Below are 15,262 nucleotides of genomic sequence, written 5' to 3' on the forward strand. Positions count from 1 at the left end.
CCAGCTCTCCCGAAGGGAGAGCCCTTGGCATAAAGATGAAGTTTGCAAATACTGCCAAGGCCTCCCACTTTGGGGGAGGTGGCATTGCGTTAGCAATGACGGAGAGGGTGAGGAGGCTGAAAATAGAAAGCGAAACCTGATAGATGATACTAGTAAGAGATATCCGCCTGCCGCTCTCTGCCGGGGAGCCGCAGGCATTCGAGAAAGCGCTGCATCTGGCGCGCATCCCCCGCAGCAAGGCGGCCCATCTGGGCGTGGCCAGGCTGTCGGTGGATGCCCGCCACGGGCAGCCAAAGCTGGTGTATACCATAGCGGTAACGCTCAAGGACGAGGGTGAGGAATCTGCGTATGCAGGGGCCTCGCCCTGCGTTGCTATCCGCGGCAAAACGGATCTCAGCGTTCAGAACGGCACCCAGCGCCTGCCCCACCGGCCTGTGGTCTGCGGGCTGGGCCCGGCGGGCCTGTTTGCGGCGCTGCTGCTGGCCCGGCAGGGCTACAAGCCCATCGTGCTGGAGCGCGGCCCGGTGCTGGACGAGCGTGTGAAGGCGGTGGAGCACTTCTCTGCCACCGGCGAGCTGGACCCCAACGCCAACATCCAGTTTGGCGAGGGCGGCGCGGGTACCTTTTCGGACGGCAAGCTGACCACCCGCATCGGGGATGAGCTCTGCGGCTTTGTCACCGAGGTGTTTCTGCAGCACGGTGCCCCGGCGGAGATCGCCTGGAAGCAGAAGCCCCATGTGGGCACCGACCTGCTCCGGGGCGTTATCACCTCCATCCGCAGGGAGATCGAAGCTCTGGGCGGCGAGGTGCACTTCAACACGGCCCTCACCGGTTTTGAGCAGAAGAACGGACGGCTGACCGGCATCTTTACCACCGGCGGGACCTTCCCCTGTGAAGCGCTGGTGTTTGCCGTGGGCCACTCGGCCCGGGATACCTTCGGGATGCTGATGGACAGCGGTCTTGTGCTGGAGTGCAAGCCCTTCAGCGTGGGCTTCCGGGCAGAGCACCTGCAGAGCGAGATCGAGAAGAGCCTGTACCACGAGGCTGCCGGGCATCCGGCTCTGCCGCGCGGTGAGTATCAGCTCTCCCAGCATGTGGGAGACCGGTGCGTGTACACCTTCTGTATGTGTCCCGGCGGTCAGGTGGTGGCTTCGGCCAGTGAGACCGGCCATGTGGTCACCAACGGCATGAGCTACCACGCCCGGGACGGCAAAAACGCCAATGCGGCGGTGGTGGTCAGCGTGGGAGCTGAGGATTTTGCGGGCGACCCGCGCAGGGCCATCGCTTTCCAGCGGGAGCTGGAGGCAAAAGCCTACGCTGCAGGCCGCCGGGGCGGGGCGTATGCGGCCCCGGCTGAGAACGTGCAGAGCTTTCTGGAGGGCAAAGGCCAGCTGAACATCGGCCGGGTGGAGCCTACCTATGACCGGGGCGTTGTGGCTGCGGATCTGGGAGCTTTGCTGCCTGGGGAGCTGGCTGATACCCTGCGGGCGGGCCTGCGCGCCTACGAGCGTAAAATTGCGGGCTACACCGCACCGGAAGCCATCCTCACGGGCCTTGAGACCCGCACCAGCAGCCCCGTGCGGCTGAAACGGGAGGAGACCTTGGAATCGGCCCAGCTGGCGGGGTTGTACCCCTGCGGCGAGGGGGCCGGATATGCGGGCGGCATTATGAGTGCCGCCGTGGACGGCCTGCGGGTCGCCCGTGCGATCATCGGCCGGTATGCACCGGCAGAAGGGTGAGAAATATTGATGAATCATCGTGAAAACGATACAACACAAGAAAACGAGGGAAAACAGGTGCAGCAGGAGCTGGAAGAGCAGCTGCGCGCCTTTGGCGACACCATGTCCGATGCCTTTGCCCATGGCTTTGAGGGCCGGGGCATGGACATCGGCGACCGCGCCTTTGATGTGGGCAAGGCCGCTGTTCATGCGGCCAATTACGGCATCTCGGAGGCGGGCAAGGCCGTGCGGCAGGCCCGGGACAGCTACTACCAGAGCCAGCGGCAGGCCCATGCCAACGGCGGCACGGCAGAGCAGTACGCCGGAATGCCCCAGTGGGCCAGAAATTTCTTTGCATCGCGCCCGGAGCTGACCCCGGTGGAAAAGCTGCGGAAATGCGCCAAGGAGCGTTACAGCTCGGGCGTGGCTCTGCTGGCTGTGGGCATCACCTTTGCGGTGCTTTTCGGGCTGGGCGCAGTGGGCTGCCTCATCGGGCTGGGCATTATTTCGCCGGCTGCTTTGGGCGACGTTGTGGTGTCGACTGCTGAGGGCGGCGGCATCCTGATGACGGGCACGGACTACGTTATGAACACCGCCTACAACGTGCTTGGCATCGTCAGCAGCGTGCTGGGCCTTGCCACGGCGGGCTTTGGCTGGATGGCGGCCTGCGGCGTTTCCCAGAGGGAAGCGGGCAGGCAGATGGGCCAGCTGGCCGACCTTGCTGACAGCATGGACGGCGGCAAGGGCCTGCCGGTGGAGATGCTGGCCGACTTGACCCACCAGAAGAAGAAAAAAACGCTCAAGCGGCTGAAAAAAAGCATCCGCAAGGGCTGGCTGAATGCATGGCTGGATGAGAAAACGGAGACTGTGTACCTGACGGCGGAGGATTACCGCGCCGCGCAGGAGCGCCCGGAGCCTCAGCCCGCCCCCGCACAGCCTGAGCAGGGGGAAACCGCCGAAACGCCCCTCAACCTCGAAACGGCCCGCCGCTTTGCCAAGGTGCTGGAGCAGGAGCAGCAGCTCATGCAGGACGCGCAGGGCCGGGAAGAGCTGGAAACGATGCAAAAGACCACCACCGCCATCTGCGAGTGGCTGGAAGCGCACCCGGAAAGCCTGCCCAAGGCCCGCCGCTTTGCGGAATACTATATCCCCACCACCCTCAAGCTGCTGCACACCTACAACGATGTGCAGGGCCAGCAGGGCGAAAATGCAGAGACCATCCGCCGGGATATCGCGGGCATCCTGCACACCCTGAATCAGGCTTATAGCAACCTGTATGATAACCTGCTTTCTGACGTTGCCATGGATGTTTCCAGCGAGATCGCCGCGCTGCAGGGAATGCTGGCCAATGACGGCCTGACCGGGGAGGGACTGTTATGACGACCTACCGGGCCTGGAACCTGAAGCCGCTGGACCGCTCCGCCCTGAAAGAGCTGACCGCAGCCATTGCCCAGCAGAGCACTGAGGAGCTGGAAAACCGCGCCATGGAAACGATGGATGGGGAGCCGTGGAGCGAGGAAAAATATCAGATGACGCTGGCCGCCCAGCAGAAGGAGGCGGGCCTGCTGGCAGGCATTCTGGCCGCGCGCGGCATTACCGACCCCGCCGAGGCCCTGACCCTGCTGTCGGGCGAGGAAGAACTGACCGACCCCATGCTCCTGACCGACATGGACAAGGCCTGTGCCCGCATCCTCGATGCCATTGACCGGGAAGAGACCATTGTTGTCTTTGGTGACTACGATGTGGATGGCGTGACCGCCACCGCTCTGCTCTACCAGCACCTCAAGGGGATGGGAGCCAACGTCAAGTGCATGCTGCCCAGCCGTGAAGGCGATGGCTACGGCCTTTCCAAAAATGCCATCCAGTCCATCCACGATAAGGGATACCAGCTCATCGTGACGGTGGACAACGGCATCTCCGCACTGGAGGAAGCCGAGTTTGCGGCTTCACTGGGGGTGGACCTGATCGTCACCGATCACCATCTGCCCCATGATACCCTGCCCAAAGCCGTTGCCGTGGTGGACCCCCGCCGCGCCGATGATACCAGCCCCTTCAAGGGCCTGTGCGGCGCAGGCGTGGCCTTCAAGCTCTGTGCCGCGCTGGACGGCTGCCCGCCCGAGGAGATGCTGGATTACTGCGGCGACCTTGCCGCCGTGGGCACCGTGGCGGACGTGATGCCCCTGACCGGCGAGAACCGCGCTCTGGTCAAAGCGGGCCTGCACCTGCTGCAGCACTCTGACCGGCCCGGCCTTCTGGCCCTGCTGGATGAGGTGGGGCTGGGCGGCAAGCCCGTGACCGCCGAGAATGTCAGCTATGCCATTGCCCCCCGCATCAACGCGGCGGGCCGGATGGACAGCGCTGTGACTGCCCTGCAGCTGGTGCTGTGTGAGGATGAGGAACGCGCTGCCGAGCTGGCACATAAACTGAACGAGATCAACGCCGCCCGGCAGGAGACCGAGGGCGAGATCGCCAAGGCCGCGCAGGCCCAGCTGGAGGCCGAGCCCGCCATTCTGGAGGACCGGGTCATCCTGATCTGGGGCCGGGACTGGCACCCCGGTGTCATTGGCATCGTGGCATCCCGGCTGGTGGAAAAGACCGGCCGTCCCGTCATCGTGGTGTCCATTGATGAACACGGCGAGGGCAAGGGCAGCGGACGCAGTGTGCAGGGCTTCAACCTGCACGCCTGCATTGCCTCCTGCGAGGATCTTCTCCTCCGCTTCGGCGGCCACGCCATGGCGGCGGGCCTTTCGGTACGGGAGGAGAACCTGCCGGAGCTGCGCCGCCGCCTGAACGAGTGGGCCGCCCGGGAGTGCCCGGTGCTGGTGACCCCGCCGCTGGAATGCGACCTGTCCATCCATCTCGACCGCATCACCGTGGAATCTGTCCGGCGGCTGGACCAGCTGGCTCCCTACGGTGCCGAGAACCCCGCCCCGGTGTTCCTGCTGGAAAAGGCCGTGGTGGAGGGAGTCTACCCTGTCTCGGAGGGGCGGCACTGCCGCCTGCGCCTGCGGCAGGGCAATGCCTGCATCTATGCGGTCTGGTTCGGGATGCACCCGGAGCAGTTGCCCTATGCCACCGGCGATGTGGTGGACGCGGCCCTGAGCCTCTCTGTTTACGAGGCCGCCCGGGGCGCGCAGCTTTCGGGACGCATTCTGGAGCTGCACCCGGCGGGCTTTGGTAACGCCGCTGCCCAGCAGACCGCACTGGTGCAGGCTTTGCGCCGCGGCAGCCCGCTGACTGCCCAGCAGCGCGCCCTGATCGCACCGGAGCGCAGTGATATCATTACCGTTTACCGGGAACTGCAGGCCCGGCGCTGGCACGCCGAGGATATGCAGCCCCTGTTTGCAAAGCTGGGGGAGGAGCACACCGGCAAAACGCTGGTGGCCCTGACGGCCCTGGAACAGGTGGGCCTGATCGCCGCCGTGGAGCGCGGCGGGGCAAAGTTCTGGGAGCTGGTTCCCACGGCGGGCAAGAAGAACCTGGCCGATGCCCCCATCCTGAAATGTCTGGAGGAATGAAAATATGCCAGAGGGAAAGAAACCGGCGGAGGATCTTTACTCCGCAAAAACGCATCTGCATCAGCCGGTGCCGGAGGTGTCTACCGTGAACGCCACGGCCCTGCCGGCCGACGCGCCCGAGGGTGCTCTGCCCAGCGAGGTGCGGCCTGAGATTGTTACCTGGGAGAAGCTCTGCGAGGCCATCAAGGCCAGCGGCAAGGCCTACAACATGGAGATGATCACCAAGGCCTACGACCTTGCCAACAAGGCGCACAACGGGGTCTGCCGCCGCAGCGGCGAGCCCTACATCTGCCACCCGCTGGCCGTGGCCCGACTGGTGCTGGATCTGGGCATGGATTCGGAGAGCATTGCCGCCGCCCTGCTCCATGACGTGGTGGAGGACACCCCCACCACGCTGGAGGACCTGACCGCCGCCTTTGGCGAGGAAGTGGCCCTGCTGGTGGACGGCGTGACCAAGCTGACCAAGATCCAGTTCTCCAACATCGAGGAGCTGCAGGCCGAGAACCTGCGCAAGATGCTGCTGGCCATGAGCCGGGATGTCCGCGTGATGATCATCAAGCTCTGCGACCGGCTCCACAATATGCGCACCGGCGATGCCTGGCCTGAGCAGAAGCGCCGCGACAAGGCCCGTGAGACGATGGAGGTCTATGCCCCCATCGCCAACCGTCTGGGCATCCTGAACGTCAAGGAGGAGCTGGAGGACCGCAGCCTGCACTACCTTGACCCCGTGGGCTACGAGGAGATCAGCAAAATGCTGAGCGAGCGTGCAGGGGAGGAGTTCCTTGCCAGAGTGTCCGGTGTCATCGAGCTGCGGCTGAAGGAGAGCGGCATCGAGGGTGCCACCATCAAGCGCCGCGTCAAGAGCATCTACGGCATCTACCGCAAGACCATCATGCAGAACAAGTCCTTCGATGAGATCTACGATATCTATGCCGTCCGTGTCATTCTGGATACGCTGGCCGAGTGCTACAGCACCCTGGGCCTCATCCACGATATGTACCACCCGCTGCCCAACCGCTTCAAGGATTATATCTCCACCCCCAAGCCCAACGGCTACCAGAGCCTGCACACCACCGTCATCGGCCACGAGGGCATCCCCTTTGAGGTGCAGATCCGCACCCGCAAGATGGATGAACAGGCAGAGTACGGCGTTGCCGCCCACTGGAAGTACAAGGAAGGGCTGGATGGCCACGATAAGTTGGACGAGCGCCTGGCCTGGGTCAGCCAGCTGCTGGAAAACCAGCGCGTCAGCGAGGACTCCGGCAACCTGCTCCATGACCTGAAAAGCGACCTGCTGCCCGAGGAGGTCTTTGCCTTTACCCCCAAGGGCGATGTCATCAATCTGCCCACGGGTGCCACCTGCATCGACTTTGCCTATGCCATCCACTCCGCCGTCGGCAACCGGATGGTGGGCTGCAAGGTCAACAACCGGATGGTGCCCATTGACCACATTGTTTCCACCGGCGAGATCATTGAAGTCATCCTCGGCCCGGCGGACAAGGGCCCCAGCCGCGACTGGCTGAAGATCGTGCGTACCAGCGAGGCCAAGAGCAAGATCCGCAACTGGTTCAAGAAGATGCGCCGGGAGGAGAACATCCAGGAGGGCCGCGACACGCTGGCCCGGGAGCTGCGCCGGGAGATGATCTTCATCCCCGACGACGAGCTGGATGAATTTATCGGCAGCTGCTGCCGCCGCCTGCGCCAGAACAACGCCGAGGAGCTGTATGCCGCCATCGGCTACGGCGGCATCACCATTGCCAACTGCCTGCCCAAGCTGAAGGAAGAGTGGCAGAAGCGGAAGAGCGAGGAGGGCAAGAACGAGCAGCTGGCCAAGGTGGATCTGAGCAAGGTCCACGCCACCGACGGTGTGGTGGTGGAGGGCTTCGACAACACCCCCATCAAGTTCGCCAAGTGCTGCAGTCCGCTGCCCGGCGACCCCATCGTGGGCTTTATCACCCGCGGTTTTGGCGTGTCCATCCACAAGCAGAGCTGTGTCAATGCCATCTCCAGCATGAAGGACCCCACCAACGCCCCCCGCTGGGTCAAGGCGTACTGGGCCGACAGCGTCAAGGACAGCTACAAGGCCGGCCTTGAGATCGTGGCGCTGGACCGCAACGAGCTGCTGCGGGATGTGCTGAGCGCTCTGGCCGATATCCGGGTGCCCATCTACACCATGAACGCCCGTCAGGTGGAAAATAACTGCGCCGTGGTCAGCCTGACCATCGGCATCAACAATACCGAGCACCTGAACCGTGTGGTGGCGCGTCTGTCCAAGGTCAAGGATGTGCTCAAAGTGACAAGGAGTTAAACCATGCGTGCAGTCATTCAGGCAGTGTCCTCCGCTTCTGTCCGGGTCAACGGCGGGGAGCCCCGTTCCATCGGCCCCGGCCTGGTCATCCTGCTGGGTGTCCGGGATACCGATACGCTGGACATCGTGCCCAAGCTGGCGGATAAGTGTGCGGGCCTGCGCATCTTCAAGGACGAAAACGACAAGCTGAACCTCAGTGCAAAGGACCTGGGCTATTCGGCACTGGTGGTCAGCCAGTTCACGCTTTACGGCGACACGAAAAAGGGCTACCGCCCCAGCTTTATCAAAGCGGCCCGGGCCCCGCTTGCGGTGGATGCCTACGAGCTGTTCCTTGCCGAGATGAACCGGCAGGGCCTCAGGGACGTGCAGCACGGCGAGTTTGGCGCGGATATGCAGGTGTCTCTGGTGAACGAGGGGCCCTGTACCATTGTCATCGACACGGACGAGTGGGCGCACCACTCGTAATGGTCCGCCCCCGGCAAAGCCAGAACATCTGAACAGTTAGAAGGATATAGGATATGAAAGCATTTCATCTTCTCGGCGCTGCGCCGCTTTATACCAACAGCTTTGTCCTGATCTCCGATGCGGGCCATGCAGTGGTCATTGACCCCGCCGCCGAAGTGCAGGAGTACGATAAAATTTTCAAAGAGAACAACGCGACGCTCGCCACCATCCTCTGCACCCACGGCCACTATGACCATGTGGGCAGTGCAGGGGTGCTGAGCCGGGAGTGGAAGGCCAGAATCTACTGTGAGCCTGCCGACTGCAGGGGCAGCCAGCTCTTTCCCCTGAAAAGCGCGGACAGCGGCTATCAGGAGGGGGAAAAGCTCACCGTGGATGAGCTGACCTTTACCGTCTGGCACACCCCCGGCCATACCGAGGGCGGTGTGGTGCTGCTGTGCGGGGACTATCTCTTTGTGGGCGATACCGTGTTTCAGGGCAGCATTGGCCGCACCGATCTGGAGGGCGGCAGTATGCAGAAAATGGATGCCAGCCTGCGCAAGCTGGCGGGCCTGCCCATCCCCAAAGAGACCCAGCTGCTGCCCGGCCACGGGGATTTTTCCACCCTTGGCGAGGAACTGGCGAACAATTACTATATCCGCAGCGCCCTGCGCGGCGGGAATGCGGATTTTTAAGGATAAAGAGAGAAAAACATGAAGATTTATATTACCGGCCTGCCCTCCGGCTACGAGGTGGAGCATCTGGTGCGCCTGTTTTACCCTATGGCTCCGCTCACCCTTACCCCGCCGGAAGAGGGCGAGGACTGTGTCTGGGCCGAGAAAAAAGAGGATAGTCTGTACGCCATGGTGCGGGAGCAGGGCCAGAGCAGGGATGCGGCGGCTCCATTGCCCCGCCCCGTGGAAGCAGGCGGCGAGACGGTGGAGCTCACCCTTGCCAGCCTGACCTATGACCTGCTGCGGAGCTGGACCGGCATCCGTCCGCCCTGGGGCAAGATGACCGGCGTGCGCCCGGTGCGGCTCATCCACGACAAGCGGGCCGCGGGCTGGACAAAAGCCGACATCGACCGGTTCTTTCTGGAGCGTTTTGACTGCTCCCGGCAGAAGTACGACATGGCCAAGGCAATCGCCGACCTGCAGGAGCCCATCCTGAAGCTGGGCAGCACCCCCAAAACGTACAGCCTGTATCTCGGTATCCCGTTCTGCCCCTCCCGGTGCAGCTACTGCAGCTTTGTCAGCTGCAACCTTGACCGGGACCGCAAGCTGGTGCAGCCCTATGTGGACTGCCTGTGCAGAGAGGTGGAGGCCATCCGGGAGCAGGCCGACAAGGCGGGACTGAAGCTGTGCAGCATCTATATCGGCGGCGGCACCCCCACCAGCCTGTCCGCTGACCAGCTCCGCCAGCTCATGGGTACGGTGCGGGAGAACTTTGACCTTTCCAAGGTGGTGGAGTACACGGTGGAGGCGGGCCGCCCCGACTGCACCGATGCCGAAAAGCTGGCTGTCATCAAAGAGTACGGTGCCACCCGCATTTCCATCAACCCCCAGACCTTCTCGGACGAGGTGCTGGCGGGCATTGGCCGCAGGCACTCGGCGCAGGATATCCTGGACTGCTATGCCGATGCCCGAAGGGCGGGCCATGAGGACATCAACATGGACCTCATCGCGGGCCTGCCCGGCGATACGGTCGCGGGCTTTGAGCACAGCCTGCGGCAGGCCATCGCGCTGGACCCTGAGAACATCACCGTTCACACCCTGACCCTCAAGCGGGCCTCCCGCATCGTCATCGAGGACCAGAAGGAGAACGACTACGCAGACGTGGCGGCCATGCTGGAAAAATGCCAGCTGCTGGCCGATGCAGGATATCGCCCCTATTACCTCTACCGCCAAAAGAACACCCTGCAGAATCTGGAAAATGTGGGCTGGTGCAAGCCGGGCCACGAGGGGTACTATAATATCTATATCATGGAGGAAGTCCAGACCATCCTTTCGGCCGGAGCAGGCGGCAGCACCAAGCTGGTGGCCGACGGCGGCCGACGGATGCAGCGCATCTTCAATTTCAAGTATCCGACAGAGTATATCCAGCGCTTTGCGGAGGTACTGGAGCGCAAAAAAGGAGTGGCTGATTTTTATGATCACGATTTGGGTCCCGAAACGTCTGGTTGAAGTCGGGCTGTACAACGTTGCCGCCCGCAGTCCGCAGGAACTTGCCGCCCTGAGTGAGCAGAGCTACCGTGACCGCGTGAAGTACGCCGCCGAAAAGGTGCGCCTTTCCGGCACCAAGATCGTCATGCTCACCGGCCCGTCGGCCAGCGGCAAGACAACCAGCGCCCACAAGCTGGCCGAGGAGCTGATCCGGCAGGGAACATACGCCCATGTGGTCAGCCTGGATAATTTTTTCCGTGGGGCGGAGTTCTACCCCCGCCTGCCCGACGGCACCCTGGATTACGAAAACCCCGATACCATGGATCTGCCCCTTGTCCGGCAGTGCCTGCATGAGCTGAGCGAGACGGGCCGGACCACCCTGCCCATCTATGATTTTGCCAACGAGCGGCGCTCCGACGAGACCGAGGCCGTGGACCTGCAGGGCGGTGTATGCATCGTGGAGGGCATCCATGCCCTGAACCCGGAGCTCACCGGCCTTGTGCCTGCGGAGGATGTCTACCGCATCTACGCCGGCCTGCGGGAGGAATATGCCATCGACGGCCGCCGGGTCATCAACACCCAGGACATCCGCCTGTGCCGCCGCACCCTGCGGGACGCTGCCGCCCGGGGCCGCAGCCCCGAAAAGACCCTTGCCATGTGGGACCGGGTGCTGGACGGCGAGACCCGGTATATCAAGGGCTTCAAGACCACGGCGGACTTTCTGCTGGACACCTCCTTTACCTATGAGCTTGGCCTGATCTCCAGGCTGCTGGGCATCGTGCGCCGCCAGTTCACGCTGGAGGGCCACAACGCCGAGCTCTGGGACGAGACTGCCCGCCGCTTTGAGCACGTGGTCCCGCTGGATCTGGAGCTTCTGCCCGCCGACAGCATGCTGCGGGAGTTCTACGGCAGTGCCGTAAAATAAAATCGCGCTCTGCGGGGAAAATGTTCCATTCTCTTGTTCAAATGCGAAAAAACTGTTTCCAAATCCGCACGAAACTGTAAAAGTTGTGAGGGATTCGTTGCAATCAGTGCCTGAGTGCGCTATAATGAAACCATCATCTGACAGCACACACAGGGCCAATGCCCGTAAGAGAGGTGTCATTATGGATTTCAATAAGATCAAGGAAATGGGTCTGGAATATGCGGAAAAGGGCCGCAATGCCGCCATGGATCTGGCAGAGCGCGGCAGAACGCAGGCAAAGATCGTCTCGGAACAGCCCAAGCTTGCCCGGGCACAGCGTCAGCTGGGTGCACTGGTCTACAGCCTGGCCAAGGGCAACGAGGAGAACCAGCCCCTTGTGGATAAGTATATCGAGATGATCAGCAGCATCGAGGCCAACCTGAACGCCCTCAAGGAGAGCCTTGGCCCCGCTGCCGAGGTCATCACCCACGATCTGGACGAGGAGCCCGCCGAGGGCAGCGGCATCACCATTGAGCCGACCGTGGAAAAGGACAAAAAGCCTGACACGGACAAAAAGACCTGCCCCCAGTGCGGCGCGCCTGTCTCTGAGGATGCGCTGTTCTGCAACAAGTGCGGCGCACAGCTGTAACTCAAAAGCCTTGAAAGGGCGGTGTCCCCGTAGGGGGATGCCGCCCTTTCTGCACAGAAACAGGGCAAAGTGTGAAAATTCTGGAAACAATTGAAATGAAAAGCCGGAAAATGCGCTTGTCCCCTTGAAAAATCGCAGATTCTGCGGTACAATCGAGCTCAGGTTTTTGAGCAGAGGAAAGGGGAGTGCACCCATGCAGGACTGGCCCGAACGGGAACGCTACACGGCGGAGGATCTGCTGCAGATCATCCGCATTCTGCGTGACAGAGAAAACGGCTGCCCCTGGGATAAGGTGCAGACCCACGCTTCCATCCGGAAGAACTTTCTGGAGGAGACCTGCGAGGCGCTGGAAGCCATTGATGCCGACGACGCAGCCATGATGCGTGAGGAGCTGGGCGATGTGCTGATGCAGGTGGCGTTCCATACCGTCATTGAGGAAGAGCGGGGCCGGTTCGATTTCGAGCAGGTCTGCCGGGAGGTGTGCGAGAAGCTGGTGTTCCGGCACCCGAACATCTTTGCCTCTTCGGCGGCTGAAAATGCCGGTATAAACAGCTGGGATGCGCTCAAAAATAAGGAAAAGGGCCGCACCACGCTGGCGGATGAGCTGAACACGGTTCCGGCCACCCTGCCCGCCCTGATGTATGCCCAGAAGATGCAGAAGCGTGCCGCCCGCAAGGGCGCGTTTGCGCAGACGGCAGAGGATGCCGCCGCTGCCCTGAAGGCTGCCGAGCGCGGCTGGGAGGAAGCGGTGCCGGAAAATGCCGCCGAGCGGGCCGGGGCGCTGCTGTTTGCAGCGGCCAATGCCATGCGGCTGGCCGGTGTGGACGCGGAAGAGGCCCTGACCTTTGCATCCGGGCGGTTCCGTCAGGAGCTGCTGCAAAAGACCGAAGATTCAGACGGGCAGGAACGCCCTGCCACTGTCTGATAGAAAAAGCTGAGTAAAATTTTGTGGAGGTACCCCATTATGACCAAGACCGATCTGATCGCACAGGTTGCAGCAAACACCGAGATGAGCAAGAAGAGCGCCGAGCTGGCTGTCAATGCCGCTTTCGACGCACTGAGCAAGGCAATGGCTGAGGGTGAGAAGATCACCATCTCCGGCTTTGGCACTTTTGAGATCCGTGAGCGCGCAGAGCGCCAGGGCATCAACCCCCGCACCCGTGAGCCCATCACCATCGCTGCTTCCAAGAGCATTGTCTTTAAGCCGGGCAAGGCTCTGAAGGATACCCTGTAAGTTCGATCTTTGCCGCCGGGGCCGCAGTGGTTCCGGCGGTTTTTTTGTAAAACCTCTCAGTCAACGCTTCGCGTTGCCGGCTCCCCTGTCCGGAGGTGCGGCGGCGGACAAAGCGCAATGATGGAGAGGGCCTGCTTTTCTGGAGGATCATAACATGAGACTGGATAAATACCTGAAAGTTTCGCGGCTCATCAAGCGCCGCACCGTGGCAAATGAGGTGGCCGATGCGGGCCGCATCCTCATCAATGGCAAGATCGCCAAGGCCAGCCAGGCGGTCAAGGAAGGGGACATCATCGAGGTCACCTTCGGCAACCGGCCCATCAAGGTAAAGGTGCTCTCTGACGTGGAGCCCCGCACCAAGGATGTGGCCCGGGAGATGTACGAGATCATTTCGGAATAACCTCTCAGGCGCTTTGCACCAGCTCCCCTAATATGGGTCGCTAAGTTTATGCTGCTGCATTCTTGCCTCGCCTATTAGGAGAGGTGGCAGCCCGAAAGGCTGACGGAGAAGTTCTATCCCGCAAGCTGTTTGCATAACCTTCACCAGAAGGGGGAGAGGTGCATGGCAGAGCAGGCGGGGAACAGCGACCTCATCCTGGAGAACCGGGAAAAGCTGACGGTAACAGGGGTCAGGCGGGTGCTGCAGTGCAACGCGGAGAGTGCTGCCATTGAAACAGCCCGGGGCGTGCTGCAGCTGGCCGGGGCGCAGCTCAACGTGACCAGCCTCGACCTCGACAGCGGGGAAGTGAAGCTGACGGGCCGCATCGACACGGTGGAGTACACCGCCGCGCGCACCCCGGGCGGCTTTCTGTCCCGGCTGCTCCGCTGATGGCACCGGCCCTTGCGCCCGCGCTCATCGGGCAGGAGGCGGCTGCCTGCGCTCTGCTGGGCCTTGTGCTGGGCAGCGTGCGCGCGGTGTTTCCGGTCAGGGGGCGGGCGGCGTTCCTGCCGGATATGGCCCTTGTGGGGGCTGTCCTGCTGGGGCTGCAGAGCTATGCCGCCGCCCTGAGCGCCGGGGGCGTGCTGCGGTGGTACATGCCGGGCAGTGCCTTTCTCTGTGCTTTTGGGGCCGAACGGCTTCTGCGGCCTGCCCTGCAGGCACTGGAACAGGGGCTGTTCTGGCTGGCGGCGGGACCGCTCCGGCTGGCCCGGCGGGCATTGCAGCCGCTGGCAGCAGCCCACAAAAACCGGTCGGAGCAGGCCAGAGCGCGCCGCGCGCAAAAAAGAAGCGCAAAAAAACCGAAAAAGAACTTGCCAAGCACACGGCGGTTGTTGTATAATTCTAACGTATCAAAGTAAGAGTACAGGCGTTTCGGGCCTGCTGAGCACAGGAGGCGCTGAAAAATGGCAAATACCACCCGGAAAAAGCGCAGACGCAGCCCGTTTGTGCGGACGATCCTTCGTCTTTTCTTCATTCTGCTGCTGTTGAGTATGCTGGTGGCCTACATCTCCAATCAGGTGTCCATCAGTTCCCGGCGTGCGGAATTGCAGACGCTGAACGAGCAGATCGAACAGCAAAAGACCCAGAACGAGGAGATGAAGCGCATCCTCAGCGGCGATGCCGACGATGTGACCGAGTGGGTCGCCCGGGATTCTTACAACTACGCAGCCCCCAACGAGCGCATCTTTGTGGATGTGACCGGCAACTGAGGGCACACCCCGCCGGGCAGCTCTGCGGACAGACCCGGTGCCCCCACAAAAAGAGAGCAAGGAGTATTGAGTTTTGGCAATTGAGGTAGGGAACGTACTGGAAGGCCGTGTGACCGGCGTAAAGCCCTTTGGCGCGTTTGTTGCGCTGCCTGAGGGCAAATCGGGCATGGTCCACATTTCCGAGGTGTCCAATGAATATGTGCAGGATATCAACACGGTGCTGCACGACGGCGATGCTGTGAAGGTGCAGGTCATCAACATTGCACCGGACGGCAAGATCGCGCTGTCCATCAAGCGGCTGCTGCCGCCGGCACCCCGTCAGCCGCGCAGTGACCGTGGGCCCCGGCCCGGCGGCCCGCGCCAGAACGGCCCCCGCGAGGGCGGCCATTTCGGTAATTCCCGCGGCGGCGGACGGCCCCCTCGTGAGGGTGGGCGCGGCCCTGCCAGGGATGCAGCACCCCGTGTGTGGCAGCCCAAGGCCCCGGCCAAGAGCGATAACCTGAGCTTTGAGGATATGATGAGCCGCTTCAAGAGCCAGAGCGAGGAAAAGATGGCCGACCTCGACCACGAGACCAACAACCGCCGCGGCGGCGGTTATGCACCGCGCTCCCGCCGCGGCCGCTGATTCACAGAACGAACCGGGCCTGCCCCAGCGGGGCGGGCCTGTTTTTTGGTGGT

General features: G+C 62.4%; 16 protein-coding genes. All 16 read left to right on the plus strand.

Annotation, left to right across the window (positions count from 1 at the left end; translation table 11 throughout):
• Window positions 1-143: 143 nt before the first annotated feature.
• The 16 genes from MTP42_RS04400 to MTP42_RS04475 all read left to right on the plus strand — a co-directional run bounded on the left by MTP42_RS04400 (window position 144) and on the right by MTP42_RS04475 (window position 15,209).
• Window positions 144-1,739 (plus strand): NAD(P)/FAD-dependent oxidoreductase, encoded by a 1,596-nt coding sequence (locus tag MTP42_RS04400; RefSeq protein WP_249258045.1) that lies wholly within the window; start codon window positions 144-146, stop codon window positions 1,737-1,739.
• A gap of 9 nt (window positions 1,740-1,748) precedes the next feature.
• Entirely contained in the window at window positions 1,749-3,098 is a 1,350-nt protein-coding gene (locus tag MTP42_RS04405) for a 5-bromo-4-chloroindolyl phosphate hydrolysis family protein (protein WP_249258046.1), read from the plus strand.
• Entirely contained in the window at window positions 3,095-5,236 is a 2,142-nt protein-coding gene (recJ, locus tag MTP42_RS04410; protein ID WP_249258047.1) for a single-stranded-DNA-specific exonuclease RecJ, read from the plus strand. The genes MTP42_RS04405 and recJ overlap by 4 nt, the downstream gene beginning before the upstream one ends.
• A 4-nt stretch (window positions 5,237-5,240) precedes the next feature.
• The gene (locus MTP42_RS04415; RefSeq protein WP_097772503.1) at window positions 5,241-7,544 is read left to right on the plus strand and encodes a RelA/SpoT family protein; all 2,304 of its coding nucleotides are present in this window, start codon (window positions 5,241-5,243) and stop codon (window positions 7,542-7,544) included.
• Between the two features lie 3 nt (window positions 7,545-7,547).
• Complete coding sequence (gene dtd / locus MTP42_RS04420; protein ID WP_097771014.1) at window positions 7,548-8,009, plus strand: D-aminoacyl-tRNA deacylase; 462 nt, start codon at window positions 7,548-7,550, stop codon at window positions 8,007-8,009.
• A gap of 53 nt (window positions 8,010-8,062) precedes the next feature.
• A complete protein-coding gene (locus MTP42_RS04425; RefSeq protein ID WP_249258048.1) occupies window positions 8,063-8,680 on the plus strand; it encodes an MBL fold metallo-hydrolase in 618 nt (205 codons plus the stop codon).
• An 18-nt stretch (window positions 8,681-8,698) separates the two neighbouring features.
• A complete protein-coding gene (hemZ, locus tag MTP42_RS04430; RefSeq protein ID WP_249258049.1) occupies window positions 8,699-10,168 on the plus strand; it encodes a coproporphyrinogen dehydrogenase HemZ in 1,470 nt (489 codons plus the stop codon).
• Window positions 10,134-11,072, plus strand: a complete 939-nt coding sequence (locus MTP42_RS04435; protein WP_005933447.1) for a uridine kinase family protein — start codon at window positions 10,134-10,136, stop codon at window positions 11,070-11,072. The genes hemZ and MTP42_RS04435 overlap by 35 nt, the downstream gene beginning before the upstream one ends.
• Before the next feature lie 181 nt (window positions 11,073-11,253).
• On the plus strand, window positions 11,254-11,700 hold the full coding sequence (locus tag MTP42_RS04440) for a zinc ribbon domain-containing protein (RefSeq protein WP_249258050.1): 447 nt from the start codon (window positions 11,254-11,256) through the stop codon (window positions 11,698-11,700).
• A gap of 193 nt (window positions 11,701-11,893) precedes the next feature.
• Window positions 11,894-12,625: a MazG family protein gene (locus MTP42_RS04445; protein ID WP_097772499.1), complete on the plus strand. Its 732-nt coding sequence runs from the start codon at window positions 11,894-11,896 to the stop codon at window positions 12,623-12,625.
• Window positions 12,626-12,664: 39 nt separating this feature from the next.
• On the plus strand, window positions 12,665-12,934 hold the full coding sequence (locus tag MTP42_RS04450; protein ID WP_005933459.1) for an HU family DNA-binding protein: 270 nt from the start codon (window positions 12,665-12,667) through the stop codon (window positions 12,932-12,934).
• Between the two features lie 154 nt (window positions 12,935-13,088).
• Entirely contained in the window at window positions 13,089-13,334 is a 246-nt protein-coding gene (locus MTP42_RS04455; RefSeq protein ID WP_005933461.1) for an RNA-binding S4 domain-containing protein, read from the plus strand.
• A gap of 162 nt (window positions 13,335-13,496) precedes the next feature.
• Complete coding sequence (locus MTP42_RS04460) at window positions 13,497-13,763, plus strand: YabP/YqfC family sporulation protein (protein WP_005933464.1); 267 nt, start codon at window positions 13,497-13,499, stop codon at window positions 13,761-13,763.
• Window positions 13,763-14,233 (plus strand): hypothetical protein, encoded by a 471-nt coding sequence (locus MTP42_RS04465; protein ID WP_249258051.1) that lies wholly within the window; start codon window positions 13,763-13,765, stop codon window positions 14,231-14,233. The genes MTP42_RS04460 and MTP42_RS04465 overlap by 1 nt, the downstream gene beginning before the upstream one ends.
• A 45-nt stretch (window positions 14,234-14,278) precedes the next feature.
• The gene (locus tag MTP42_RS04470; RefSeq protein WP_098922849.1) at window positions 14,279-14,584 is read left to right on the plus strand and encodes a septum formation initiator family protein; all 306 of its coding nucleotides are present in this window, start codon (window positions 14,279-14,281) and stop codon (window positions 14,582-14,584) included.
• A 73-nt stretch (window positions 14,585-14,657) separates the two neighbouring features.
• A complete protein-coding gene (locus MTP42_RS04475; RefSeq protein WP_097772496.1) occupies window positions 14,658-15,209 on the plus strand; it encodes a S1 RNA-binding domain-containing protein in 552 nt (183 codons plus the stop codon).
• The last annotated feature ends 53 nt before the right edge of the window (window positions 15,210-15,262 follow it).

It is taken from the genome of Faecalibacterium sp. I2-3-92 (assembly GCF_023347315.1).
Classification (GTDB): Bacteria; Bacillota; Clostridia; order Oscillospirales; family Ruminococcaceae; genus Faecalibacterium; species Faecalibacterium duncaniae.

Bases quoted from the DNA above. Each gene is read 5' to 3' on its own strand.
- MTP42_RS04400 (WP_249258045.1), top strand. From the start codon at position 144: ATGATACTAGTAAGAGATATCCGCCTGCCGCTCTCTGCCGGGGAGCCG.
- MTP42_RS04405 (WP_249258046.1), top strand. From the start codon at position 1,749: ATGAATCATCGTGAAAACGATACAACACAAGAAAACGAGGGAAAACAG.
- recJ (WP_249258047.1), top strand. From the start codon at position 3,095: ATGACGACCTACCGGGCCTGGAACCTGAAGCCGCTGGACCGCTCCGCC.
- MTP42_RS04415 (WP_097772503.1), top strand. From the start codon at position 5,241: ATGCCAGAGGGAAAGAAACCGGCGGAGGATCTTTACTCCGCAAAAACG.
- dtd (WP_097771014.1), top strand. From the start codon at position 7,548: ATGCGTGCAGTCATTCAGGCAGTGTCCTCCGCTTCTGTCCGGGTCAAC.
- MTP42_RS04425 (WP_249258048.1), top strand. From the start codon at position 8,063: ATGAAAGCATTTCATCTTCTCGGCGCTGCGCCGCTTTATACCAACAGC.
- hemZ (WP_249258049.1), top strand. From the start codon at position 8,699: ATGAAGATTTATATTACCGGCCTGCCCTCCGGCTACGAGGTGGAGCAT.
- MTP42_RS04435 (WP_005933447.1), top strand. From the start codon at position 10,134: ATGATCACGATTTGGGTCCCGAAACGTCTGGTTGAAGTCGGGCTGTAC.
- MTP42_RS04440 (WP_249258050.1), top strand. From the start codon at position 11,254: ATGGATTTCAATAAGATCAAGGAAATGGGTCTGGAATATGCGGAAAAG.
- MTP42_RS04445 (WP_097772499.1), top strand. From the start codon at position 11,894: ATGCAGGACTGGCCCGAACGGGAACGCTACACGGCGGAGGATCTGCTG.
- MTP42_RS04450 (WP_005933459.1), top strand. From the start codon at position 12,665: ATGACCAAGACCGATCTGATCGCACAGGTTGCAGCAAACACCGAGATG.
- MTP42_RS04455 (WP_005933461.1), top strand. From the start codon at position 13,089: ATGAGACTGGATAAATACCTGAAAGTTTCGCGGCTCATCAAGCGCCGC.
- MTP42_RS04460 (WP_005933464.1), top strand. From the start codon at position 13,497: ATGGCAGAGCAGGCGGGGAACAGCGACCTCATCCTGGAGAACCGGGAA.
- MTP42_RS04465 (WP_249258051.1), top strand. From the start codon at position 13,763: ATGGCACCGGCCCTTGCGCCCGCGCTCATCGGGCAGGAGGCGGCTGCC.
- MTP42_RS04470 (WP_098922849.1), top strand. From the start codon at position 14,279: ATGGCAAATACCACCCGGAAAAAGCGCAGACGCAGCCCGTTTGTGCGG.